This window comes from Lacibacter cauensis (assembly GCF_007830055.1).
Classification (GTDB): domain Bacteria; phylum Bacteroidota; class Bacteroidia; order Chitinophagales; family Chitinophagaceae; genus Lacibacter; species Lacibacter cauensis.
In genome coordinates, this window is sequence record NZ_VLLE01000002.1 from 1,103,221 (window position 1) to 1,126,353 (window position 23,133).

25 protein-coding genes are annotated in these 23,133 nt (G+C 42.3%); 12 read left to right on the top strand and 13 right to left on the bottom strand.

Annotated elements, in window-relative coordinates:
• Nucleotide 1 precedes the first annotated feature (1 nt).
• From IQ13_RS04495 to IQ13_RS04535, 9 genes are all read left to right on the top strand, one after another.
• Nucleotides 2–691, top strand: a complete 690-nt coding sequence (locus IQ13_RS04495; RefSeq protein WP_144884850.1) for a leucine-rich repeat domain-containing protein — start codon at nucleotides 2–4, stop codon at nucleotides 689–691.
• 49 nt (nucleotides 692–740) lie between these two features.
• Nucleotides 741–1,865 carry a TlpA disulfide reductase family protein gene (locus IQ13_RS04500; protein ID WP_144884851.1) on the top strand — a complete coding sequence of 375 codons (1,125 nt, stop codon included), beginning with the start codon at nucleotides 741–743 and terminating at the stop codon, nucleotides 1,863–1,865.
• A gap of 50 nt (nucleotides 1,866–1,915) precedes the next feature.
• Nucleotides 1,916–2,551: a DUF4395 domain-containing protein gene (locus IQ13_RS04505; protein ID WP_144884852.1), complete on the top strand. Its 636-nt coding sequence runs from the start codon at nucleotides 1,916–1,918 to the stop codon at nucleotides 2,549–2,551.
• A gap of 80 nt (nucleotides 2,552–2,631) precedes the next feature.
• Complete coding sequence (locus IQ13_RS21315) at nucleotides 2,632–4,278, top strand: MBL fold metallo-hydrolase (RefSeq protein WP_158637303.1); 1,647 nt, start codon at nucleotides 2,632–2,634, stop codon at nucleotides 4,276–4,278.
• Nucleotides 4,279–4,357: 79 nt separating this feature from the next.
• Nucleotides 4,358–4,822, top strand: a complete 465-nt coding sequence (locus IQ13_RS04515) for a heme-degrading domain-containing protein (protein ID WP_144884853.1) — start codon at nucleotides 4,358–4,360, stop codon at nucleotides 4,820–4,822.
• The gene (locus IQ13_RS04520) at nucleotides 4,806–5,735 is read left to right on the top strand and encodes an alpha/beta fold hydrolase (RefSeq protein WP_144884854.1); all 930 of its coding nucleotides are present in this window, start codon (nucleotides 4,806–4,808) and stop codon (nucleotides 5,733–5,735) included. Before IQ13_RS04515 ends, IQ13_RS04520 begins: the two co-directional genes overlap by 17 nt.
• A gap of 64 nt (nucleotides 5,736–5,799) precedes the next feature.
• On the top strand, nucleotides 5,800–6,531 hold the full coding sequence (locus IQ13_RS04525; protein WP_144884855.1) for a DUF4386 domain-containing protein: 732 nt from the start codon (nucleotides 5,800–5,802) through the stop codon (nucleotides 6,529–6,531).
• A gap of 16 nt (nucleotides 6,532–6,547) precedes the next feature.
• A complete protein-coding gene (locus IQ13_RS04530) occupies nucleotides 6,548–7,231 on the top strand; it encodes an MBL fold metallo-hydrolase (protein ID WP_144884856.1) in 684 nt (227 codons plus the stop codon).
• A gap of 320 nt (nucleotides 7,232–7,551) precedes the next feature.
• Nucleotides 7,552–7,878 (top strand): helix-turn-helix domain-containing protein, encoded by a 327-nt coding sequence (locus IQ13_RS04535; RefSeq protein ID WP_144884857.1) that lies wholly within the window; start codon nucleotides 7,552–7,554, stop codon nucleotides 7,876–7,878.
• A 306-nt stretch (nucleotides 7,879–8,184) separates the two neighbouring features.
• On the opposite strand, the gene IQ13_RS04540 is transcribed toward IQ13_RS04535, so the two are convergent.
• The 4 genes from IQ13_RS04540 to IQ13_RS04555 form a co-directional block, all read right to left on the bottom strand.
• Nucleotides 8,185–9,630: an AAA family ATPase gene (locus IQ13_RS04540; RefSeq protein WP_144884858.1), complete on the bottom strand. Its 1,446-nt coding sequence runs from the start codon at nucleotides 9,628–9,630 to the stop codon at nucleotides 8,185–8,187.
• Between the two features lie 116 nt (nucleotides 9,631–9,746).
• Nucleotides 9,747–11,717, bottom strand: coding sequence for a conjugal transfer protein MobC (gene mobC, locus IQ13_RS04545; RefSeq protein WP_144884859.1), 1,971 nt, complete (start codon nucleotides 11,715–11,717; stop codon nucleotides 9,747–9,749).
• A gap of 17 nt (nucleotides 11,718–11,734) precedes the next feature.
• A complete protein-coding gene (locus IQ13_RS04550; protein WP_158637304.1) occupies nucleotides 11,735–12,997 on the bottom strand; it encodes a relaxase/mobilization nuclease domain-containing protein in 1,263 nt (420 codons plus the stop codon).
• A 2-nt stretch (nucleotides 12,998–12,999) separates the two neighbouring features.
• The gene (locus IQ13_RS04555; protein ID WP_144884861.1) at nucleotides 13,000–13,395 is read right to left on the bottom strand and encodes a plasmid mobilization protein; all 396 of its coding nucleotides are present in this window, start codon (nucleotides 13,393–13,395) and stop codon (nucleotides 13,000–13,002) included.
• 258 nt (nucleotides 13,396–13,653) lie between these two features.
• On the opposite strand from IQ13_RS04555, the gene IQ13_RS04560 reads away from it, so the two are divergent.
• A complete protein-coding gene (locus IQ13_RS04560; protein ID WP_144884862.1) occupies nucleotides 13,654–13,941 on the top strand; it encodes a hypothetical protein in 288 nt (95 codons plus the stop codon).
• A 9-nt stretch (nucleotides 13,942–13,950) separates the two neighbouring features.
• On the opposite strand, the gene IQ13_RS04565 is transcribed toward IQ13_RS04560, so the two are convergent.
• From IQ13_RS04565 to IQ13_RS04580, 4 genes are all read right to left on the bottom strand, one after another.
• The gene (locus tag IQ13_RS04565) at nucleotides 13,951–14,424 is read right to left on the bottom strand and encodes a JAB domain-containing protein (protein ID WP_144884863.1); all 474 of its coding nucleotides are present in this window, start codon (nucleotides 14,422–14,424) and stop codon (nucleotides 13,951–13,953) included.
• 201 nt (nucleotides 14,425–14,625) lie between these two features.
• Entirely contained in the window at nucleotides 14,626–15,006 is a 381-nt protein-coding gene (locus IQ13_RS04570; RefSeq protein ID WP_144884864.1) for a response regulator, read from the bottom strand.
• A gap of 303 nt (nucleotides 15,007–15,309) precedes the next feature.
• Nucleotides 15,310–16,344, bottom strand: a complete 1,035-nt coding sequence (locus IQ13_RS04575; protein ID WP_144884865.1) for a DUF932 domain-containing protein — start codon at nucleotides 16,342–16,344, stop codon at nucleotides 15,310–15,312.
• 65 nt (nucleotides 16,345–16,409) lie between these two features.
• The gene (locus IQ13_RS04580; protein ID WP_144884866.1) at nucleotides 16,410–16,793 is read right to left on the bottom strand and encodes a single-stranded DNA-binding protein; all 384 of its coding nucleotides are present in this window, start codon (nucleotides 16,791–16,793) and stop codon (nucleotides 16,410–16,412) included.
• 424 nt (nucleotides 16,794–17,217) lie between these two features.
• Here IQ13_RS04580 and IQ13_RS04585 point away from each other — a divergent pair, with 424 nt between their 5' ends.
• The gene (locus IQ13_RS04585) at nucleotides 17,218–17,820 is read left to right on the top strand and encodes a succinate dehydrogenase/fumarate reductase transmembrane subunit (protein WP_144884867.1); all 603 of its coding nucleotides are present in this window, start codon (nucleotides 17,218–17,220) and stop codon (nucleotides 17,818–17,820) included.
• A 54-nt stretch (nucleotides 17,821–17,874) separates the two neighbouring features.
• Complete coding sequence (locus tag IQ13_RS04590; protein WP_144884868.1) at nucleotides 17,875–18,273, top strand: MmpS family transport accessory protein; 399 nt, start codon at nucleotides 17,875–17,877, stop codon at nucleotides 18,271–18,273.
• A 193-nt stretch (nucleotides 18,274–18,466) separates the two neighbouring features.
• On the opposite strand, the gene IQ13_RS04595 is transcribed toward IQ13_RS04590, so the two are convergent.
• From IQ13_RS04595 to IQ13_RS04615, 5 genes are all read right to left on the bottom strand, one after another.
• On the bottom strand, nucleotides 18,467–18,991 hold the full coding sequence (locus IQ13_RS04595; RefSeq protein ID WP_144884869.1) for a GNAT family N-acetyltransferase: 525 nt from the start codon (nucleotides 18,989–18,991) through the stop codon (nucleotides 18,467–18,469).
• A gap of 261 nt (nucleotides 18,992–19,252) precedes the next feature.
• Entirely contained in the window at nucleotides 19,253–20,074 is an 822-nt protein-coding gene (locus tag IQ13_RS04600) for a DUF3108 domain-containing protein (RefSeq protein ID WP_144884870.1), read from the bottom strand.
• A gap of 292 nt (nucleotides 20,075–20,366) precedes the next feature.
• Nucleotides 20,367–22,028 (bottom strand): serine hydrolase, encoded by a 1,662-nt coding sequence (locus IQ13_RS04605; RefSeq protein WP_158637305.1) that lies wholly within the window; start codon nucleotides 22,026–22,028, stop codon nucleotides 20,367–20,369.
• A gap of 136 nt (nucleotides 22,029–22,164) precedes the next feature.
• Nucleotides 22,165–22,620, bottom strand: coding sequence for a DUF6249 domain-containing protein (locus tag IQ13_RS04610; RefSeq protein ID WP_144884872.1), 456 nt, complete (start codon nucleotides 22,618–22,620; stop codon nucleotides 22,165–22,167).
• 40 nt (nucleotides 22,621–22,660) lie between these two features.
• Nucleotides 22,661–23,131 carry an anti-sigma factor family protein gene (locus IQ13_RS04615; protein ID WP_144884873.1) on the bottom strand — a complete coding sequence of 157 codons (471 nt, stop codon included), beginning with the start codon at nucleotides 23,129–23,131 and terminating at the stop codon, nucleotides 22,661–22,663.
• Nucleotides 23,132–23,133 lie beyond the last annotated feature (2 nt).

Consider the following 23,133-nt stretch of genomic DNA (forward strand, 5'->3'; position numbering starts at 1 on the left):
TATGAAACTTCTTTACAGTATTTGCGGTTTGTTTTTTCTGCTACGGTCTGCAGCACAGGTAGTACGCATCCCCGACCCGAACTTCAAACAACGGGTTATTGCGCTGGGCTATGATACGAATGGCGATAATCAGATCCAGTTAACCGAAGCACAACAGGTGAAAAAACTTTATGTAAACGGTCTTGGCATTGTGAACATGGAAGGCATTAACAGTTTTACAAACCTGGAAGAATTGGGTTGCTACAATAACAATCTTTCATCACTTGATGTTTCGAAACTTAAAAAACTGAAATATCTGTACGCCTATAACAACAGGATTGAATCGGTCAACATCAGAGGCCTTCAAAGTCTGGAGCATCTATATGTTCAGAATAATTTTCTATTAACAACTCTTGATTTATCAGGATTAACAGCGTTAACGGAATTATTTGTCATGGGAAATAAATTAAAAAAAATAGATGTTAGTGGCTTGGGTAAACTAGAGAAAATTGATGCTGAAAGTAATCAAATCGAAACGGCACTGCTGACAAAGGCTCCAAAATTAAAATCAGTGAATTTAAAAAACAACCTCCTCTCCGTTACTGTTGACATCAGAGATCTGGCATACCTCGAATATTTTAATGCAGAAGGATGCAATCTGCTTTACCTGAATTTTAGTGGCACGATCAGTCTTAAAGAATATCACTGGTGATTAGTGAAAGTCAAACTAAGTATCAAGCAAAATTTTAAAATAGTTAAAGATGAACCGGAGAATACTTTTTCTATTAACTGCGGCAGTAATTGTGGTCATATTGCTCCCATTCCTTGCAAAAACACAAACGCATTCGAAAATAAGCCGCACTCTGAAAAATCTTTCCATATCCGGTTATGTACATGGCTTCAAGGATAGCAGCTGGTTGTATCTGGATGACGCAGAGAAACTGGGCACCGCCCTTGATTCTGCACAGGTAATGGATGAGCGGTTTATCTTAAAAATAAAAAATAAGAATAATGCAGCACCTAAATATTATGCAATCAGAACAAAATCATTTTCTGAATATAAATTTTTCTGGGTAGAGAATTCAGCATTGACATTTAGTGGTGTAAAAGGTCAGCTAAAAGATGCCATTATTGACGGTTCTGACTTTCAGCGAAAACTTGAATCCTTATATCGACAAACAAAACCTTACGAAGTATTGATTGACAGCCTTCGAAGAAATTATGGCACTGTTGATTCTGCAATATGGAAGCAGATTTTATCACTTGAAGAGGAATTGACAAATATAAATATACGCTTTGTGAAAAGTAACGCTTCCTCTGTAACTGCTGCATACATCCTAAGTGTCTATTGCAAGGGATGGGGAAGAAAGATTTCCGATAGCTTGTACAGACAGCTGGCTGTACAAGCAAAACAATCTGAATACGGCCAGAAAGCAGAGCAGTATATTAAGCTGAACAAGGAAATAGCAGTGGGAAGTTCCTATGCAGATTTTGCATTGCCTGATACATCCGGGCAAACTGTAAAGCTTTCCTCATTAAAGGGAAAGTATACTCTGCTTGAGTTCTGGGCTTCCTGGTGCGGTCCCTGCCGGAGAGATAATCCCCATTTGGTTTCACTTTATGACAAATATAAGCAGCATGGTTTTGAACTATTGGGGGTATCAGTTGACATCAGTGCTTCCCAGTGGAAAAAAGCAATTGTAACAGACAAACTTCCATGGCCAAATGTGATGACCAAGAAAGGAAGTGATGACATCGTAGCATTACAATATGGAATATTTGAAATACCGACCAATTATCTCGTCAACGCAGAAGGCAAAATCATTGCAAAAAATGTAAGAGGGAAAGAACTTGCAAAAAAACTTAACGATCTATTTGGTCATTGATTAATAAGGTAAGCATACTTGATTTTAAATAAAATTCATCTAACGAATACATGGAAAGACAACTGACATTTGGAGAAATCGTCCCGGGCTATTCGATTCCTGTTTTAAATAATCGTGAAATCAGGGCTGCTGCCGGTATTATGTTTTTAATGGCATTTATTTCGCTTACGCTGATTTTAAGTAATGGCAATTTTATTCCTGTTAAATATGTATTACCCATATTCGTTTTGGATTTTTCCATTCGCTTATTTGTTAATCCGAAATATGCGCCATTACTGATTATCGGAAAGCTCATTGTAAGGAATCAAAACCCGGAATATGTCGGTGCTGAGCAAAAAAAATTTGCATGGTATATTGGCTTCACTATCTCAAGCATCATGCTCATTTTAATGGTAGTCATGAATACATATAGTGCAGCTACCGGGCTCGCTTGTCTGACATGTCTTATCCTTATGTTTTCAGAAACGGCTTTTGGGATTTGTTTAGGCTGTAAACTGTATGGATTACTAAACAAAAATAAAGCGCAGTATTGTCCAGGAGAAATTTGTGATCGCAGAAATCAACACGCGATTCAACGAGTTTCGGCTGCACAATGGCTCATGTTACTCGCGTTGATCATAGTGACCTTCATATTATATATTTTGTTCCGGGACAGTTTTAGAATTAGTCCAACCCGGCTATTTTAAACAATTTGAAAAAGAACCTGATAGCGTTTAAAATTAAAATAACAGAAAGAACAAATTCACTACACCTTAAATGTTGTTTTATGACCAATAAATTATTCCATAGCTATTTTCAGATTACAATTTTGTTTTTATTGACTGTACCAGCTGCTATTGCACAACGGTCAAAACCTGATACAATAAAAACAGTCAATGAGAACATCGTTATTCAACCGGTTTTTCATGCGTCAATGCGGCTACAGTTTGGAAAGGTAAACATCCTGATTGATCCATATAACAGTATAAGTACTTTCAAACAAATGGAACCTCCTGCCCTGATTTTAATTACTGACATTCATCAGGACCATATGGATACGGTTTTACTGAACACCTTAAATTTTGAAAAAGTAAAATTTATTGTTCCGCAGGCCGTTGCAGAAAAACTGCCGGCAAAGTACAAGAACGATATAGTAGTACTTCAGAATAACGAACAGATTAAAGAACATGGAATTTCGATTACAGCGGTTCCGATGTATGACCTGCCTCAAACCCCGGATACACGACATCCGAAAGGTCGCGGTAATAGCTACCTTCTGGAGTATGGCGGAAAGCGGATATACATTTCCGGTGACACAGATGATATTCCTGAAATGCGTGCGTTAAAAAATATTGATATCGCTTTTGTCTGTATGAACCAGCCTTTTACAATGACCGTTCAGCAGGCAGCCAGCGCTGTGCTTGCATTTAAACCCAAAATTATCTATCCATATCATTACAGAAACATGAATGGTTTCAGTGATACCGAAGAGTTTAAAAAAATTGTTTCGCAAAGCAACAGTCACCTTGATGTAAGAATCAGGAATTGGTATGAAAAACCAAACATGGCAGCCAACATAAAAAAAAATGAAAATGTAGTATATGGTATGGTTTCAGGCGCTTCTTTGACGATGGACATTTATAAGCCTGAGCATTCCAATAAAATAGGAATAATAACTATACCGGGCACTGCTTACGGATATGCTTATCGTCCGGATTATGAACAAGCCTCTACGACACAAAATTTTGCGCAAGACTCCTTATACTTTGGTAAATACGCACGCCAGCTCGTTGAAAAAGGATACACAATCTTCGTGATCAACCATCGCCTCGCTCCAGATTTTCGTTACACTGATATTGTGGGTGACTGCCAGCGTGCAGTTCGGTTTATACGATTTAATGCGCATAAGTTTGATATTGATCCGGACAATATCGGAGCGTTCGGCTATTCATCAGGTGCAACATTATGTTCCATGCTTGGTGTGAAAGAACAGGATAATGACAGTAAGCAAACAGGACCAGAGACAGTAAGTTCCAAAGTCCAATGCGTTGTCACACTGGCTGCCCGATTCGATCTTTCAGACTTCAATAAAAAAGAAGACACGGCCATTCAAAACCCGATCATTTCCAGGGTTCTGTTTAATTATGTCGGCGAATTGCCGATGGTGGACAACACCGGCTATACATTATCAGGAAAATATGCAGAAGCTTCGCCGCTTACTTATGTGAACAAAGGAGATGCATCCTTTTTAATTTACAGTTCCTATGATGATCCACTCGTTCCACACCGGCAAGAGACCGCTATGTACAATAAATTAGTCAGTAACGGGGTGGATGCGAAATTAAAACTAAGCACGAAGGGTGGACATTTCCCGGTTCCGGATCTTGAGGAAATTGACAAATGGTTGATGCAACACTTAAAGAAAAACTACTGATACGTTTTAGCATTTTAAAAATAAAGAAATGATCAGGCTACTGACCTTACTGCTATTACTCACGATAAAGCAACCCTGCATGGCCCAAACTAAAATAATCAAAATGATTGAATTGGAAAGCTTTTCCAATCAAACAGCAATGGACATGGGAATGGCCATTATTAACCTGGCAAAAAAGCGTCATCAACATATTGCCGTGGAAATAGATCGTTTAACACATCCTGTTTTTCTTTATGTAGATGATAGCCTGACTGCTGATAAACACAACTGGCTCAGACGAAAGATCAATCTGGTGAAACGGTTTGAAGAAAGTTCGCTAAGTGTAAAAAACGATTTACTGGAAGGGAAGATGACGTTAGATAAAACATTTGGGCTGGATGAAAAAGATTTCTTAGCAAGAGGTGGAGCAATCCCAGTATTTGTTAAGGGCGCAGGAATGATTGCCATTATTGCTGTTTCAGGTTTACATGACGAAGAAGATCACAAAATCATTATTGACGCATTAAAAGAAAAGTATTTAAAGCCACATGACATCCAGCATTAATTTTCCAACATCTTACCATGTGAACCCGGAAGTAAACGAATGGTTAAGCAAAGGCTCATTCTTCAACTATCAGGGACTTGACATCTTTTATCGGGATGAAGGTGGAGGCCCGTGTTTGTTAATCACGCATGGCTATCCTTATAACGGATTTGACTTTAAAGAAATCCTTCCGGTACTTATCAAAGATTACCGCGTACTAATTCCGGACATGCCGGGGATGGGCTTTTCGGATAAACCTGATAAACACAGGTACTCATTTGAAGAAATGGCCGATGTATATGCTACCCTGCTGAACGAAATGAATATTACAGATGTACATATGCTGGCACATGACCTGGGTAACAGTGTTGTACAGGAATTAATTGCAAGAAGCGGAGAGAACAAAAATTCATTTCATATCAGGAGCATTGCATTTTTAAATGGCGGGTTGTTTACGGATGTGTACAAACCAAGATTGATTCAGATTTTATTATCAAAATCTCCCAAACCGATCGGCAGATTGTTCAGTAAACTGATGACCCGTACAATGGTGACCAAAGCTACCGCAGAGGTGTTTGGAAAACACACCAAACCTGCACCGGAGCTGCTTGACTGTTTCTGGAAAATTCTTAATTATAAAAATGGAAAAGCAATTACCTATTTATTAGGCAGACTGATCTTTGAGAAAGTCAACTACCAGCACAGATGGATAAACGCGATGCAGAATACATCCATACCCATGTGTTTTATAAACGGTCCGGCGGATCCCAACTCCGGTATGCACATGGCGAACCGTTACAGGGATATCATTCCCAACCCGAAAATATATCTACTTTCTGAACATATCGGGCATTGGCCGCAAATTGAGGCGCCGGAAGAAGTACTGTCCGCATTTTATGCATTTCACAGAAATAGTAATTCGTACAGCAAATAAAAATCGTCAAAAAAATCACGCTTACTAATTTTCAAAAGCAGGCTTCAGGAAGCTTAAAAAAGATATGAACATCGTGTATTCAGCAAAGAGCAACAACAGGTCAAATGCAAAGATGACGGGAATATTTTTTATCGCGGCTGCTGTATTTTCCATTGCAGGACTTAAACTCTATGACCCGGTATTAACGAGTAAAGATTTTCTTCATACAGGATTCATCAATTACTACAAGGTTCTATCAGGTGCAATTTGCGAATTGATTTTAGCGATATCAGCAATCGGCACCGGGATCATGCTGTACCCTTATCTGAAACAATATAACGAAAGCCTGGGGATAGGTTATCTAAGTTTCAGGGTTATGGAAGTGGTTTTTATTGTTACAGGCACAATCAGCATACTGACTGTCCTTTCAATTTGCCATGCCTATGGCACCGGTGTTATTCCTGATCGAATGTATGCCCATACAATCGGCTCGGTATTTATTGACCTGCATGACTGGACATTTATACTTGGACCGAATTTCATGCTGGCCATCAATACGTTTATCTACAGCTATGTTTTTTTGAAAACAGAACTTGTTCCAAAGCCGCTGGCATCATTTGGAATTTTCGCATCCTGCCTGATTATGCTTGCGGCAATTGGCGAACTGTTTGGGCTGTTCCAACAAATTTCAATCTGGGGCATTTTGTTGGCTTTACCAATAGCAGCCTACGAAATCAGTTTAGCAATACGACTGATCATCAAGGGCTTTACATTAAAGGAACATAAGGACCAGGTTACCGGTTATCTGAACCACTAAAAACGACAGCACCTGCATGATCCATCAAATTGCGGAAGACGTCTATCAAATAGCCTTACTTCGAAGAAACGCAATCAATGCTTATCTAGTAGACAATATTTTAATAGACGCTGGTATAAAATACTCAGGACCTAAACTTATCAGTGCCATTGGCGACAAAGAAGTCAAAGCGCATGCGATTACCCATGCACATGCTGATCACCAGGGGGCCAGCAGTTTTGTCTGCAACCATTACCAAATTCCTTTTTGGTCTAGTGAAGCAGAAAAACAATATGCTGAAACCGGAAATGCGACAGCGGGGTATCCCTACCCAAATCATCTGATAACAAAATTTCAGAAAAAGTTTTGGGCCGGCGATGGTCATCCAGTACAACAGATCTTAAAGGAAGGTGATAGTGTCGGCACTTTCAGAGTAGTGGAAACCCCGGGACATTCAAAAGGACATCTTTCATTTTTCAGGGAGAAAGACGGTGTTTTAATTGTGGGGGATGTTTTAGTAAACATGAACCTCCTCACTACCCTTCCCGGTTTGCACGAACCTCCGGACTTGTTTACAGCAGACCTGGAACAAAACCGGGAGTCAATAAAAAAAATAGCAAGACTGCGACCCAAGATCATGTGCTTTGGACATGGCCCTGTTTTATACGATAAAGGAGAACTGCATACATTCTGCAAAAAAACAGGCGCATCAAGCAAGTAATCTGTAAAATAAACATTGAGATTTATGCTGCATTCATCATAGGCATAGTAGTAGACATGCATTCGTTGTTTGTGAATCACATGTTTTAACAACGGAAGATCCATTTCGCCAACCAGCATCGCCTGATTGTTTAACAGGCGATCAGAACATTTAATTCTTCAGACTAATCAAATAGTTGGCTGCTGAAGTATTCACCTTTTCCGGTTCAACACAACTGGATATTGTTGCTGATTCATGATATTCTTTCAGATGGCTAAATATTGACATGACATATTCAGCAACTGGATAAAAATTTGCAGCGTTATATGTAAACATATGTGATGAAAGAACAAGTGAAGAATGGTACGATCATTACCCCAATGCTGTTCCCCTATGATCCCGAGCAGTATTGGCAACAAGTGCGCCAGATCATACGCGAAGAAGTCAGTAATCTGGAAACACAAAAAGAAAAATCAATTTCATATGAAACTCCCGGGCTGACCTACAAACCTCTTTATAAAATCGCAGAAGTGTGTTCGCTTTTTCAAATTACCAAACCCACCATCTATGAGTGGATCAAACACGGCAAACTGAAACCACACAAAATACGGTCAAGAGTCTATTTTTTGTGGCAGGATATTCAACAATTATTACTGAAACAAATATAAACCGATACCTGTTCTTCGTTGCTGTTTCCCAAATGCTCCAAAACCTGTATCAACCATGCAAACGCTAGGCAAATAAAAAACACAGTATTCAACAGCATTTGGTATACCTGACAATACTTTGCGGTCTATTGTCCTTCTTTACGGCATTACTCATCGTCTACAAGCCGTCCCGGTAATTAGCATGACAATCAGGAACATCTTCCCCGATTCTTCCGGAAACATCAGCTACGTGGTCATTGGTGCAGATATTCTTTCAAAAAATTTCTTGCATTAAGAAAGACCGTACATGATCGTTGTGACAGTTACTCAGTCTGCTACAAACAAATCATCCATTCTTACCTCTGCCTGTACCAAGCCGGTGGCATGTATATTCTGCGTAACACCATACGTGGTGATCATGGTTAAAAAAACGGTCTTTCTTGTTTTCGTCTGCTGCTGAAAAACCTGCAGTTTATTTTCCAATTCCTGCCGGTATGCTTTTGTGATGACAAACGCAGCACCCGCAAATTTCATTTCACAGAGATTGATGCAGCGGTCCTGCCGATCCAGCAACAAATCAATCTGTGCACCTTTTTCACTGCTACCCTTTTCCGGCTGATACCGCCAACCGGACTCTTCCACCAGTACACCGCTGATCCCCAATGCCCGTTTGATCTGAGCGATGTGTTTCTGACAAACCGCTTCAAAGGCAAATCCGCTCCAGCTGACAGCTGCTGCTGTTGGGACTTGCCGCAGCCAGGTACCGGCTCCTGTTGCTTTTGCGCCTTCAATAAACTTCAAATAAAACAGGGAATATTCATCGGTGAGTTTATACACAGCTTCCTTGGAGGTTTTACCAAACGGGATATAAGCTGCAATAAAACCCGATTCCTCCAGTTCTTCCAGCAGCAGTGTCGTGGTGCCTCCGGAAGAAAGTTTCACCTCGGCTATGAGTTCATTGCGTGAGAGTCCTTGTGCTTTTTTTGCCAGCGCTTTGATGATAGCGATATGATGCCGGGCATCGGTAAACAGAGAAGCATACAGATTCCGGAACTCCTGCTTTAAAACAGCATCCCTGGCATAGTACAAGCGGTCAATGGTCTGTGCGGCGCTCTCCCCCTTTTTAATTTCTTTCAGGTACTGCGGGATACCACCCATGGCCATGTAGAGCTGCAGCAATTGATAACGGTCCAGTATGATCTTCCGGCTTTGCAGGTAAGCTTCCGTTTCCTGGAGATTGAATGGCAGCAGACGGATGCGCCGTGTGATCCGGTTGTGCAGGCCTCCTTTGCTGTTCACCACATTGCGGATCATCCAGGACGCAGCTGAACCGCAGATAACAACGATCAGGTTGGACTGTTTGGTTCCCCAGTGGTTCCAGAAATGACCAAAGGCCTGCAGAAAGCCGGACTTGGGTGTATGGATCCAGGGGAATTCATCAATGAAGACCACGCCTTTCTGTTCGTTGAGCAGCGGTTCCAGGTAAGTCTGTAAAAAAGCAAAAGCTTCGATCCAGTTTTTCGGAACTGCAAGCGGGATCTTATTGCCCATGGCCGTCTGCAATGCATTGCGGAAATTCAGCAACTGGTCTTTCAGCCCTGCTTCGTGTACACCGGTAAAATCAAAGAGCAACTGCTGAGCATAGACACTGCGGATGAGGAATGTTTTTCCTACCCTGCGTCTGCCGTAGACGGCGATCAGTTGCGCTTCATCCGCTGCAAGGGCTTCCTGCAGCAGCTGCCGCTCTGTGTACCTTCCTGTCAGTTGATCCATCACTTTTTATTTTTAGCCAAAACAACCTAATTACACAAGTTTTGGACAGTTATAAATTTTTATAATCAGCCAAATCTACTACATTTTAACCGTTTTGGCTGTCGATAGAAAGAGTCTTATGCCTCCTTTGCCTGTTGCTGTGCCCGCAATTGCTCCACTTGCGCAGCGACCAATTGGCGGATATCCAGTTTCACCTGGTAAAACCGGTCCATGACTTCCTGTTGGGTCAGGTTACGGACAGGTGGAATCTCTTTAAATCCCAGTTGTTCCTGCTGCAGCCGCAGGCTGTCGTTAACAATCTGTGTATGAAACATTTTCAGCTTGATTTGCTCGTCGGGGTTATCGGCTACCAGACCAACAAATTCACCGGAGGAAAGTGCGGCGATCTTTGAAGCCGGAATCGCAGCCTCGAGTTGTTTGGAATGACTGATGGATGTATCCGTACGATTAACAGAAACACTTTGTCTGTCCTGCAGGATCTTACCGAACCGCTCACTTAACAGCTTTGAAGTTTCGCCCATCACCTGTCCACTGATGATGTTCCCGGTAATGTTCACAATGACATCAGCCTGTTCACGTCCGTAATCTTTTTTCAGCTGACTGAAATCCTGCATCGCTAAAGTCGTTGCCACTTTATTACTTCTTGCTGTTGCGATCAGACTATCGATGTTGTTAAAGTAGATCGTCGGGAACTCATCAAAGACCAGGCTGCAGGGCTGCATGCCCTTTTTATTGACCTGTCGCACAAGCCGGGAAACATACAAAGACAACACAGCACCATAGATCTGTTGCTTCTCCGGATTATTCCCGACACAAACAACTTTGGGATGCACGGGATTGTTGATGTCCAATGTAAAATCGTTACCCGATAAGACCCAATACAAGGCGGGTGCCGCCAGTCTTGCCATCCCGATTTTTGCACTTGCCACCTGTCCTTCCAGTTGTTCCATGGCATCGTTCTGGTAAGCAGTGATAAAGGGATTCACGAGCACTTCGATTTCGGGTTCGGTGTTGAGCACCGGAAACAATTCATCATACGGCACCTGCATCAGCTCGATCACATGTGGCAATGTGCAGTACCGGCCACCGGCATACTTGCGCAGATACCAGATCACAGCCGTTACAAAATTGATCGGTGACTCCACAAAAAAATCACCTTGCTTATTGATCCACTCGCGGTTGAGTCCGAGTAAAATTGTGCGTGCACTTTCGGTAGCATCGGTGATATCATTCATCGTCGTAGGATCCAGCGGATTACAGCGATGCGATACCGAGAGGTTATCAAAATTGATCACATAGAACGCAGGGGTAACAGCATACTGCTCTTTGTTTTGCTGTAACCAGTTATAAACGATCTTACTCAGATCATCGTATTTAAAATCGTAAACGAACATCGCAAAACCTTTTTCAATGTGTTGTTTGATCACGTGCTGGATCACAAACCAACTCTTACCGGCACCCGGACTACCGATCACCAGCAGACCGCGGAAGGGATTAATAACATTGATCCAGCTCTTACGGATTTTTCCTTTCAGGTTATATCGGGCAGGTAGATTAATTGAATATTCATTGCTTAATAATCGCTCCTCCTGCGGGAACGTTTCATTCATCGCATTAAACACATCATCCCCTATGTTTACTTTAATTAAACGGCTTAACAGATTCCCACCTGCCAGTATCAACAAAAATCCGGCAGTAGTAATCAACATATAAACAAGGGCAACTGTTTCAACCGCTGTGGTTAACAGCAATAAACGGCTGCTGCCAAAATACAGCAGGACACCAACCAATAAATACACCGCTATACTTCGCAGCTGCATCCGTTCTTCTTTTTTTCCCTGTGCACCGAGTAAAGAAATCACCAGTAAACCCAGTGCGATCAGTTTCGATTGCAACAGTCCGTTAAACAACCCCGTCTGGCTGACATTTTTCAACAACCTGTCTGTGATCGCACTGTTGATTTGCCATTGTGCAAACGACTGGTAACAGAAATAATAAAAATGCAGCAGCAATACAAAGACAGCTGCGAATCGTGTGAGGTCAATAATTTTTCTGAGCCCCTGTTCATTTTCTCCGGTGTTCGACATACACATTGATTGAAAGGTTATGTATCCGTGTTCTTCCGTTTTTTCTTTCGTTTCTTTTTCAGCAGATGATACGGTGTATTGGTGAACGTCTGTTCCGGTGTAAGCAAACGGACAAACAGGTTCTCCTTTGAACCGGTTTGTTGCTTAGTGACCGTTCTTACGTTGGTGAGCGAAAATTCCTTAGCAGGTACGGGATTCATTTTTCTGCTTACATCAGCAGCAGCCTTTTTTGTATTAACGGTTGCAGCTGTTGCAAATGTTTTTTGCAGCGCTGCAATACTGTATCCCTTCCCGATTGCACTGCCGTTCAATACAGCTTTGTTTTGATTGTCGACAAAGGTGATCCCGTACAAACGGCCTTCTGCATTTTGACGCAGCACGGTGTAGATCTTTTTTTGCTGCAATAACACGATCAGCTCCTGCACCGATGCAGGAGACTTTACGAGGCACTCATCCAGCTTCGCTTTGACAAATGGTTGCAGCGATTGCCTGGCAGTTGTATGGGTTGCAAACTTTTTTTCCAGTCGATCCAGTGTCGGTTGACAGCCGATTGCACTTGCCTTGATGGGCACGCCTGTTTTCGTTCCCTTTTCATCCAGCACCCGGTACAACAATCCCCGCTTGCTGTAAATTCTTCCTTTCTCACTACCTCTGTCTGCCACGACATTGAATTGTTGCAACGCTGCATTGAATTCAGGGAGTGAACAAAACACATACTGACTGAAAACAGCACTGACGACATTGCTGATACTGCGGTGTGTTTCAGATTTACCATACACAACTGTCGCAACATCCACCGGTTTGATTGCAGGCGTACGCAACCGTTGTTGACGTTCGGCTTTGATGAGTCCAAAGCTTGCTTCGATTTCCTTTCTTGCTTTTTCGGATTGGTTGCGTCCGATATTGTGGGTGTTAATCCTGCTGCCGTCAGACTTAATCGTTGTGCTCACGATATGCATATGCGGATGCGCTGCATCGAAGTGTCTGTACACAAGATATGGCTGCGCAGCAAAACCGATCTGCTCCATATACGCTGCAGCGATGGACAACAGTTGCTGTTCGGAGAGCTGTTCGGAAGGATCAAAGTTGAGCGAAACATGGAGCGTTTTCGTCGTTGCCCGTTCATTCAAACTAGTACGTTGCAGAAACCCTGCAAGCTTCTGAGAAACATTCATCTCGTTTGCCTCCCGTAAATAGTTGACCGCAGCAATACACATCGCTGTTCCTTGCTGCACTTTGTGTTCATTGTAATGCAGGGCTGCTTCGATACGTCTTGGCATTGTTATTTTTGCAACCATTGTTCGTAGAGTTGATGCATGCGTTGGGCGATCTCTCCGACTTTACACAGCAATACTTTTTGCAGACCGTCGTAATGCTGTACCCAGCTTCTGAACTCCGGTATCTTTTCGAGCAGATGCAATTTGTGTACGGCCTGATTCACGTTATTGCCGATGGCGTGGAGTTCTTTTTTGAGCTGCAGCATATCGAGTAAAAAATCATCTGCACTGGCATTTCTGTATTTCACGGTGACAGGTTGCTGCAGGGCCAGTTTGCGCAGGTAACTGCCTGTTGTTTTTTCAGTGCTTAGCTGTCTGAACTTTTCCAGCTGCTGCAGCTCCTGCTTATTCATACGGACCACGACCATCTTCCCTCTTACTTCCTTGGCAGGTTTTTTCATGGCTGTTTATTTTCTGTTTTCATTCCCCGAAACGACTCCGGAGTGAAGGGCAAGATGACCCAAACGTATAACGTTTGTACATCTTGCCGTATGCAAGACCGGGCATACTACTTCCTTTCGTTGTTAATGTATGAAACCTGTTGCATAAATTGCTTTTTAGTTAAAGTCAACAACCGGTATCACAGCAAAAAAAATACTGTTTATAAATTTTGCCGGACTCCAGTTTGGTCATCTGCTGAAAAGAATTACTATTGCTTCATGAGAGAACACTTGCGGACCGCTCTTGGCAAACAAATCAGTCTTGAAGATGGCAGTCATTATCACTATGTCGTTACACAGGTTGAAGTGAACAATGCATTGGGTGCGATAGTCGCAGTGCTGGATGAGTTTCTGATCACTGATGAAGCGGGAAATGTTTACAAACTCCACAAAACAAAAGAGGGAAACTGGTACGATTTTGAAGCAGAAAAAAGCGGCGGACAGCCGTCTGTTTTGCAGCGTTTAAAACGGGCCATTGACAATCAATTCAAGCAAATCACTGAATAAAAAAAGGGGCTATAAAAGCCCCTCATCTGCAAAACTCAGATAGCTTTCACCGGTAAGGATCAGATGATCCAGCACCGTAATATCATGATAGGCAGCGGCCTCTTTTATTTTACGTGTCAGCTGTTCATCTGCACGGCTTGGCGTAAGATTACCGCTGGGGTGATTATGACATAACACAATCCCGACCGCCAGTGATTTAATGGCAGCAGCAAGGATCAACCTGGGATCAGCAACGGTTCCGGTAATACCACCGGAAGAAACTTCGTACACGCCCATGACGCGGTTGCCTCTGTTCAGTAACAGGATTTTGAATTCTTCAAGCATCTCCATTTTGCCGAAGTTCCAAAGTTGCCGCAGCAGTTCATAACTGTCTTTGGAAGAATTGATTTTAGGACGTTCAGAAGCTTTGACTTTTGTTTTATAAACCAGTTCCACTTCGGCGACTTTTGTCCATTCCGGTAATTGTACTTTTTGCTGTTCCATAACCTTCGTTTTAATGTTAAAAAATGAATGATGGAACCATCTTCGTCTTTGAGCGACCAAGACCATGAAGCAACGGAATAAATCATAGCTGTTATACTGCAGGCGCCGCTTTGTTTATGCCGGAAATTCATGGGCGCCACGGAGTGAGAAGACGAACTTTGTGCAGGCATGCATGCGTATTCATTTGCACTTCCACGTCTCTCAGGATGTTGACAGTTGCTGCAAGGCATCTGTTAACTGGTTAGGAACATTAAACTCATGGATATAAGCATCGAGATCATAGCGTTGCAGCAACGCTTCCGTATAAGGGTTGGGACTGAATGAAAAAGCCAGAATTTTACAACCCGGATAATGTTGCCGGAGAGTCAGGCAAATATCAAGATCATCCGTATCCGGCAGCTTGGTATTGATGATAAAAACCAGCGGCACAGCTGCGTTCTGCTGAAGTTCCAGCAGCGCAGTGCCATTTGCTGCTTCAGCAACAACATTATATCCTGCATGCTGAACAATTTCTTTGATTACATTTCTGATCAACGGATGTCTGTCAGCAATGACAACGGTCAAATCATTTATTTGAGGCATAGACCGGCGAAGTAAAATTTTCTACCTGCAAATTACCGGCTTCGATCATTTTGTCAGCGTAGAACAAACGTTGAAAATCCTGGTACAAGGCCTCCTGCATCTGTGAAGGAATACACCTACTTCAATAAGCGTTGTGCATCTGGTCAGAACAACCAGTACAGGTCCTACGCAATCCCAACCATCACCCCGAAAACCCGCCGGCAAACCAAGCTGCCCCGCCATTTTTAAAACGCTGTCACACTGTTGCGGGGCAGCTTTCCAAACAAAAAAGCGCATGTAACCATGCGCCTTGTTGTTCATCCATCAGTTATACAACAGTGTCCTGTTTCCTTTGACAAAATCTGCACATAACTGAAACGCTTTCTGCGTTCTCAGCTGGGCTGTACCACCATACAAAAGGGATTTCATTTTTGCTTCATCGTCTTTGTACCTGCGTACATTCTGAAAATAACCGGTGATGGCATTGTATGCCCCAAACACAGTTCCTTTTGTTGTTTCCAGCAGTTGTGAAGGACTGCTCATGTTGTAGGTGAAAACTTCTTCGCACATGTTTTTAAAACAGCTGCTGAGTTCATCTGTTTCGCCCTGTTGAAGACTGTGCAGCACTTCTTTATTCGGTACCATTGCCAGTTGTATCAATTGTCTGACTTCCTGATCGGTAATACGAACCTTTGCCCATTGATTAAAGATGCCGTCCAGTTGCTGACTCAACTGATTGGAGATGCCCATCACCTGATGCGCCTGTTCCAGGCGTTCTTTTGCATTGGCTGTATGACGGATCTTGATAGCATGGCTGCAGTTGCGCAAAGCTGCATGCAGTGTATTGTTACAGACGATACGCACAGGTGTAAACGCGGCCATGATACTGCCAAAGCCATCATGCGAAGTGGTCAGAAACAAATACTTCTCGATCAGATCATCTGCACCGACTTTGATATAGCCCGGCAGTTTGGCAGTGATAAAAATCCGTTCACCTTGACCGAGTGCACCGGCGGTTTCATATTGAATACCTTCCCCATCCACAATCGCATCAAAAAAACGAAAGGCATCGCTGTTTTGTACGACTTCGTAATCCTTGCCTAAACGGTCTCCAAGAATAGCACCTGTATCGGGCCGGTAAGTATAAAAGGAGGTAGCAGAAACAATCTCTGTACCATTATCAAGCCGGTGTGTATTGGGTCGTTTACAGACTTCAAAATCAAGTCCTGCAAACTGCAAAGCTTCTGTACTGTTGGGGTACTGTTCAACAAGCTGTCCGAGTCCATGCCATGCTTTTTGTTGTACACTGAAAAAACTGTGTTGCTGTGTCTGTTCATTGAAACAAATATTGTGTGCCATAAGAATGTATTTAAAAATGAATACAGACAGCATCCTGCACATCGCAGGATGCTGCAGGGTTTGTTTTAAAACGGCAGATCATCTGCTGCATCAGTCATTGCATCTGCGGGCTGAGATGTTGTCAGCATCATTGGTTTCAAGCCACCTCCATGCAGTTTGATGCGGCTGGCAGTAAAGGTCAATCTTGCTTTCACCTCACCTGCTTTGTTGGTCCAGGTGTCTGCAGCAATGCGCCCTGCACATTCCACTACAGTGCCTTTGGTTAAATACGGTGCTATACCGGCACTGAGCCAGTAGGCACAATTGATGTAGGTGACGTTCTTAACCAGCTCCCCGCTTTCTTTTGCTTTGTACGTGTCATTGATGGCAATGGAAAAGTTCACGACTTTTTTCCCTGTCTTTGTCTGGTTGACGCTTGCGTCTGCGGTCATTCTTCCGATGATTTCCATAACTGAAATTTTAGTGATGAATTAATGCTTGTTACATGCATGCAGCTTCGCTTCATTCATGTACCCATAGCGACCAGACATTCGGACTGCGGCGGAGGAACAAGGTTTTTTAAATAAAATACAACCCCGCTGTATGAGCAGGTTCCGTGTAATCGGGTGGAGATTTTTTTGAAAACCGAAGGCGTTTACCGCAGCTGACGGATGATGGCACAAGACCTTGTTCCGCACAGAGCAGGGCAATAATTTTGCGGCAAGGGTGAGTTGAATGCCCTCTGTTTATATGCGTATTTGCAAAGCACAAATCAAACTGCAGTTGTCGTGCTTTTAGTCACTTCACAGTATTTAAAAATAACCCAGGTAAAAGTGTTACAGGAAATTAACCAAAGTTAATTTTCAGCAATCTTATCCGAATGAAATTTACGGTATGAAAAAACTGCACCGTATCTGCGGATTGATCCTTGTATGCTTTGTTGGCATCCACCTGTTCAATCATCTCTGCAGTTTATTGGGTGCGGACGCTCATCTGGCTGTCATGCAGCAATTGCGCAAAGTGTACAGAAATCCTTTTGTTGAAACAGTGTTACTGCTTGCTGTCATAATACAGATTATTTCCGGTTTACGCTTTGTTTGCAGTAAACAAAAACACAAATGGACAGGATATGCAAAATGGCAGGTTTGTTCCGGTTTTTACCTGGCGATCTTTTTATTCATTCATGTTGGGGCTGTGTTGGCAGGCAGATATCTGCTAGGGCTTGATACCAACATTTATTTTGGCGCTGCCGGTCTCAACAGTTTTCCGGCCAACCTGTTTTTCATTCCCTATTATACTCTTGCGATTGCAGCTTTCTTTATTCACCTTGCAGCCCTGCATGCACAACGCATGCATAAAAATATCGCTGGTCTATCTGTTGCCATACAGACAAAACTGTTGGTCATTACAGGTGTAATAATTGCCCTTACCGTCCTCTATGGAATGACCAACGGTTTTCGGGCTCTGCCTCTTCCGGCTTCCTACAACATTTTCTAAACAATAAGCCTTTTTCTATTTAACCACAATTATAAACTCCTACAACAAACAGTTATGAAAGTACTGAACAACCTCTATGTTGCTGCCTGTTTTGTGATGCTGTTGGCATCCTGTAAAAAAGACAACAACGGCAACAATCAACAAAGCCGGGCAGTCCGTTATGAAATCAGTGGCAATTACACCGGCAAACTGAACATCGTGTATACCGATGAAACGGGCAATATTCAAACAGTGACAAACGTATCCTTACCCTGGAACAAATCGTTCACTGCTGGTGCTGCTGTACAGTCAGTAACACTAACTGCCAGCACGACCAGTACCAGTACAGTTGGTGTAGCCGGTCAAACTGCAACAGCAAATCTTTTTATCGGAACAGTTTTAAAAAAAACCGTCACACAAACAGCTGATGCAAGCGGACGGATTCAATTCGGCAACTTCATCCATGTTTTCTGATCGCAGGATCTATTTATCGAAAAGCGCCTTTCAATTAGAACGGTGCTTTTCGATTTTATTCCGGTCAGTTAAAAAATCGGCATGCTTACTGTTCAATTATACAGCATGGGTATTTACAACCGGCTTCGTTAGGCTTATGAATAATAGCTGAAGTAAGTAATCATTTCCGCTGCTGCGTTTCGCCAGCAACTTCTCAGTTATCAACAACTCTGTAAATGCTGACGTTGTTTTCACCGTATACTGTCGTTTTATCCAATATCATCCCCATTTTAAGCGCAACTTTTATTGAGGCTGTATTCGACGGACTAATAATTGAAATCAAAGAAGGGAAAAACGAGTTTTCAAATGCATGCGTTTTACACCTGATGGCAGCTTCCGTTGCATACCCTTTATTCCAATAAGCCGGCAGGATGGAATAGCCGACTTCCAGTTCGATCAGACCGTCTACTCTTTGTTGTATTAAACCACAATGACCAATTAAACAACCGGAAACTTTATCAAGCAATGCATTCATTCCTCCTTCTCCACGTTCATACCGGTTAAACTGTTTTTCATACCATTTGCTACAGGCAATTTCAGGCTTCTCGGCCTGCATGATCCAGTGCCTGGATGTTTCAGGAGTGATAAAAAAAGGCAACCACGCTTCATAGTGTAAACGGTTAACTGCTCTGAAGAAAAGTCGTTCCGTCTCCTGCCCATCCAATAAAAAATTATTCATACGAACCGTATTTGCTGTTAACTATCTTTCAAGATCACGCTGAAATATTTCAAACTTCGATCTCATTGAGATAAAGGTTAAATCTGCTTACGCTGTATTTTACAACAAAAATTGATTTTGAAATCAACAGTAGTGATCTATCTTTTTTCAAAAAAAAATAGTTGCGAACAAACCTTTCCTGCCTCCTCAAGCGGTTGATGCTAACCGTTTTTATTCCTTGCGCTTTTGACGTTGTTTTTTGTGACTTCCGATTTTCTTCTGCTAATAACTAAAACCCAGTTTAATTTTATACCGGTAAACCCGTCCATTAATTTCCTGTTCAAGTTTTAATACCTCCTTCGTTCGCTTACTGATCCAGAAAACTTCTTTGTTCCCTTGGGTTTCATGTATCAACAACCAGCAATCAATCTGCTGATCGTTATATCCGGTCAACGTCCCCGATCCACTAACTGTATAAGCAACCTCTTTTACGCCTGAAGGGGTACCCGGATCATAAAAAGGCAGGATGAAGGTCAAGCCGTTTTTAAAAGGCAGCAGAGGAAATGTTTCCAGATCAAGATGCCAGTTCAGAAAGTAAGGAGCATGTTGTGCAGATTCAAATCCTTTGCGGATGAGTTGTTCCCGTTGAGCAGTATCAGCAGCACTTAGCTGTTTGCCATTGTAAAGAAGCGCTCCGTTGATAAAATCAACAATCGTTTCGGTCGTTGTTTTTACCGGGGCACCTCTTGATGCGGCTGTTTTCCACCAAGATTGATGGTAAAGTGGTTTCATCGTCACTGCATCACAACGTGAAACCACCTTGTGCATCACACTATCCTGATCCTCCCACTCCTGGCTGATTTCAATAACAGGCAACCCGTTGTGAATGGTTCGTTTAATTGTCCTGGTCCAGAATTGTGTCAGGATACGCACACTATCCTTTTTCATTTTCGCATAAACCAGATAGCGGTGCGTTCCTTCCCGCAATACACCTGTTTGCAGGTGTTGCTTTGTTATACGGATCGTGTCACTTTTTTGTGCATGCAAAGGGTTTGTATAAACAAGTGCAGTAATCAAACCCACCAACAAGAAGAAGTCTTTCATCTGTAATGATTTTATAAGTTATAATGATCCAGGAAAGACCCTTGCCAACCGGGTATCACTTCCTGCATTATACAGCATTTAAAAATAGATGAGCAGTGATCGCAGCTAGAAAACAATCTACCAATCAGCCTCTGCTGTCAACATAAAGCTGTTCTGAGCGAACAGGGTAAAAGAACATTTTCGGAATCGGTCAAAAAAAACAACAGCAACAATAGATAGCGCAAAAACAGATTTACATTGTTGCACTCATCAGCAAGATGTCACTTGTGCTGTTTATTTAAAAAAATCCTTACTATCTTATTTTCTTTCCTTCTGTTTTGTCTGCACCCTGAGAAAAAGTAAGACTGTTCACCACTCCTTCAGGGCTTTGATTGAATACAATTCGGGCTCCGATTTCCCGGATAAAAAAACGATTGTCTGCTTCCGCAATAAGTTCCACTTCCGGTTGTCCCGAAGCCTTTGCAAAAAGGCGGTCCTTTTTCAGGGTAATTTCAATTTGAAAACCCGGTTGTAGTTCATAAACACCGGTATACCTGCTGAGGATTTTTGGTGTGAGCACGATGGCTTCTTTTTCTGTGAAGGGCTTTTTATCCGTTTCTACACCAATACTTTTACTAATCCGTTCTTCATAGAGTACTTGCCGTTTGCCATTTTTGAAAGAGAATTTGTAAGTCGCCAGACTATTTTCAAGGCGATAGACGTTCGCTGATAATGGTACCAATGCTTTCGGGCGCCCTCCTTCACGTTTACTGTAGAGCACTCCCTTTTCCAGCGTTATAAAGCGAACCACATCTTCAAATTGATAAGCGCCTTCCCATTTCTTCAAATCGTTCTCCTTAAGGGAAACAGCAACATCACTTGTGATGGGTTTGCCCAAAAGAGTAGCAACAGCTTTTAGAGTGATCATTTCTGCACCCACCCCATCATCACGATTGGACAACACGATTGCATAAATATCTTTTTGCGGAACATAGATACCTGCTGTTGTAAAACCATTCATGCCTCCCGGATGTTCGACTGTAGAAATTCCTTCAATTTCATTGACATACCAACCATATCCATAATTGGAATATGTTCCGTTATTTAAACGATAGTTTGTAAACGCAAGCTGTTTTGTACGTTCTGTTATCAATAAATTATTATGCATCGCTCTGTTCCATCGAAACATATCATCAATGGTAGACATCAATGAACCGGCAGCATAAGGCACAGTGGTACTCATGTACTCCGCATTTTCATAATTACCTTCATATAACTGGTAACCGTTTGCCCTGTTGGGAATGATTTTATACGTATCTGCATACGAGGAGTTCTTCATACCGAGTCTGTCAAAAATAATCTTCTGGATAAAATCATTATAGCTCATACCAGACAATTGCTCGATGATATAACCCAACAGCACATACCCTGAATTACTGTAAGCAAATCGTTCACCCGGTTTAAAATCCAGGGGTTGACTTTTGAATACAGCAATGATTTCTTCCGGTGTCATATCAAGCCTTGTTTTGGTTCTGAATTCAGGTAAGTTGGTATAACTCTTAATACCGGAGGTATGATTCAGCAAATGATGCAGTGTAATTTCATTTCCCCTTGGGAAATCTGCGATGTACTTGGATAAAGGATCCTTCAGGCTGAGTTTACCCTGTTCCATCAACATCAAAACAGCCACGCTTGTAAACTGTTTGGTAATAGAAGCCAACTGCAACACCGTTTCAGGTTTCATCTGCACGTTCAACTCCAGGTTCGCCATACCAAACGCCTTTCTGTAAAGAATAGTATCAGCTTTCGCAAGCAACACTGTTGCTCCGGGTGAATGAGCGGGATAAGCCTGGTTGAAAACAGCATCGAGAGTTGCTTCGATATTCGTAGTGAATACATTGCGCAAGGGCAACTCTTTCACGGCTGTATTCTTCGTTCCCTGTCCCCATAGTATCTGCGCTGCTAAAAGTGTCATATATATGCAAATCGATTTCATTGATGGATGATTTATACGTTTGTTATAAAAGTGTTGAATTGGTTTTGTTCAGACAATAAGCTGCCTGCTTCACCCGGTGAAGTGTGTAATGCTGTAACAAGAAGCCGTGTAAAATCTATCTGTCGGTCTTACGCAGATAAAGGAAATAAGCCAGATAACTCAGCCCAAGAGACATGGCCATAATCGCCAGCGAATGAAGATCAACAGGAGCTGTAAAATAAGTCAGTAACAGACCGAGGCCCAAGCCCAGAAACAAAATGGAGAGTTTAACCACTTCGTTTTGTTTTTCATGTTCATTTTTCGCTGATAAATAAGCGGTGAGCTGCTCCTGCATTCCTCTTTCAATCAGTTTATTTTTTAAACGAAAATCCAAAAAGTATTTAATCAGCGAAGTGAGGATTACGAGCAAAAAACTGATAAATAAAACAGGCAGCAGGATCTCTGCACGGGATGCGGATAAAGGCAGATCAGCAACAGGCGAACCGGCATCTGTTACAGGGTTCGTTTGTTGAGCAAAAGCCGTTGCGGTTGTCGAAAGACCAATCAGCAATAGTATGGTTAATTTTTTCATGTTAAGATGCTTTTTAAATTCTACTCTATCAGACAGTGATCTACAGTTTCGGTTGCAAATTATTTTTGAATAACTGTTCCTCTTTTGACTTGTATTGCCGCTTCAGGTCAGTCCATAAAAAAAGAAATACAGCAACAGCTGTCCCGGTAAACAAAAGCGATGTGATCAAAGACTGTGAACGAAAAACTGCAAGAACAGCCGGGATAAAAGGGATGGAAAATGAACCAATGATAACCACTAAAAAAAGCAAGCCACCCCAATAAAACAATGCCTTCCTTTTCTGTTTCTTCTGTGCGTAATGCACAACAGCTTCCATCACCAATGCTGTACTGTCAAAAGCATACGGTTCTGTTTCAACCTCCTTTATATGTGTGAACAACAGCCGGTATTCTTCAAGCCGTTTCCTGCAATCCGGACAAAACCGGAGGTGTGTATCCACCATATCATCCTGCTGTAGTTCGTTTAACAGACAGGCCTGCAGTAGTTCATCTGACAAATGGTTACTGTTCATGT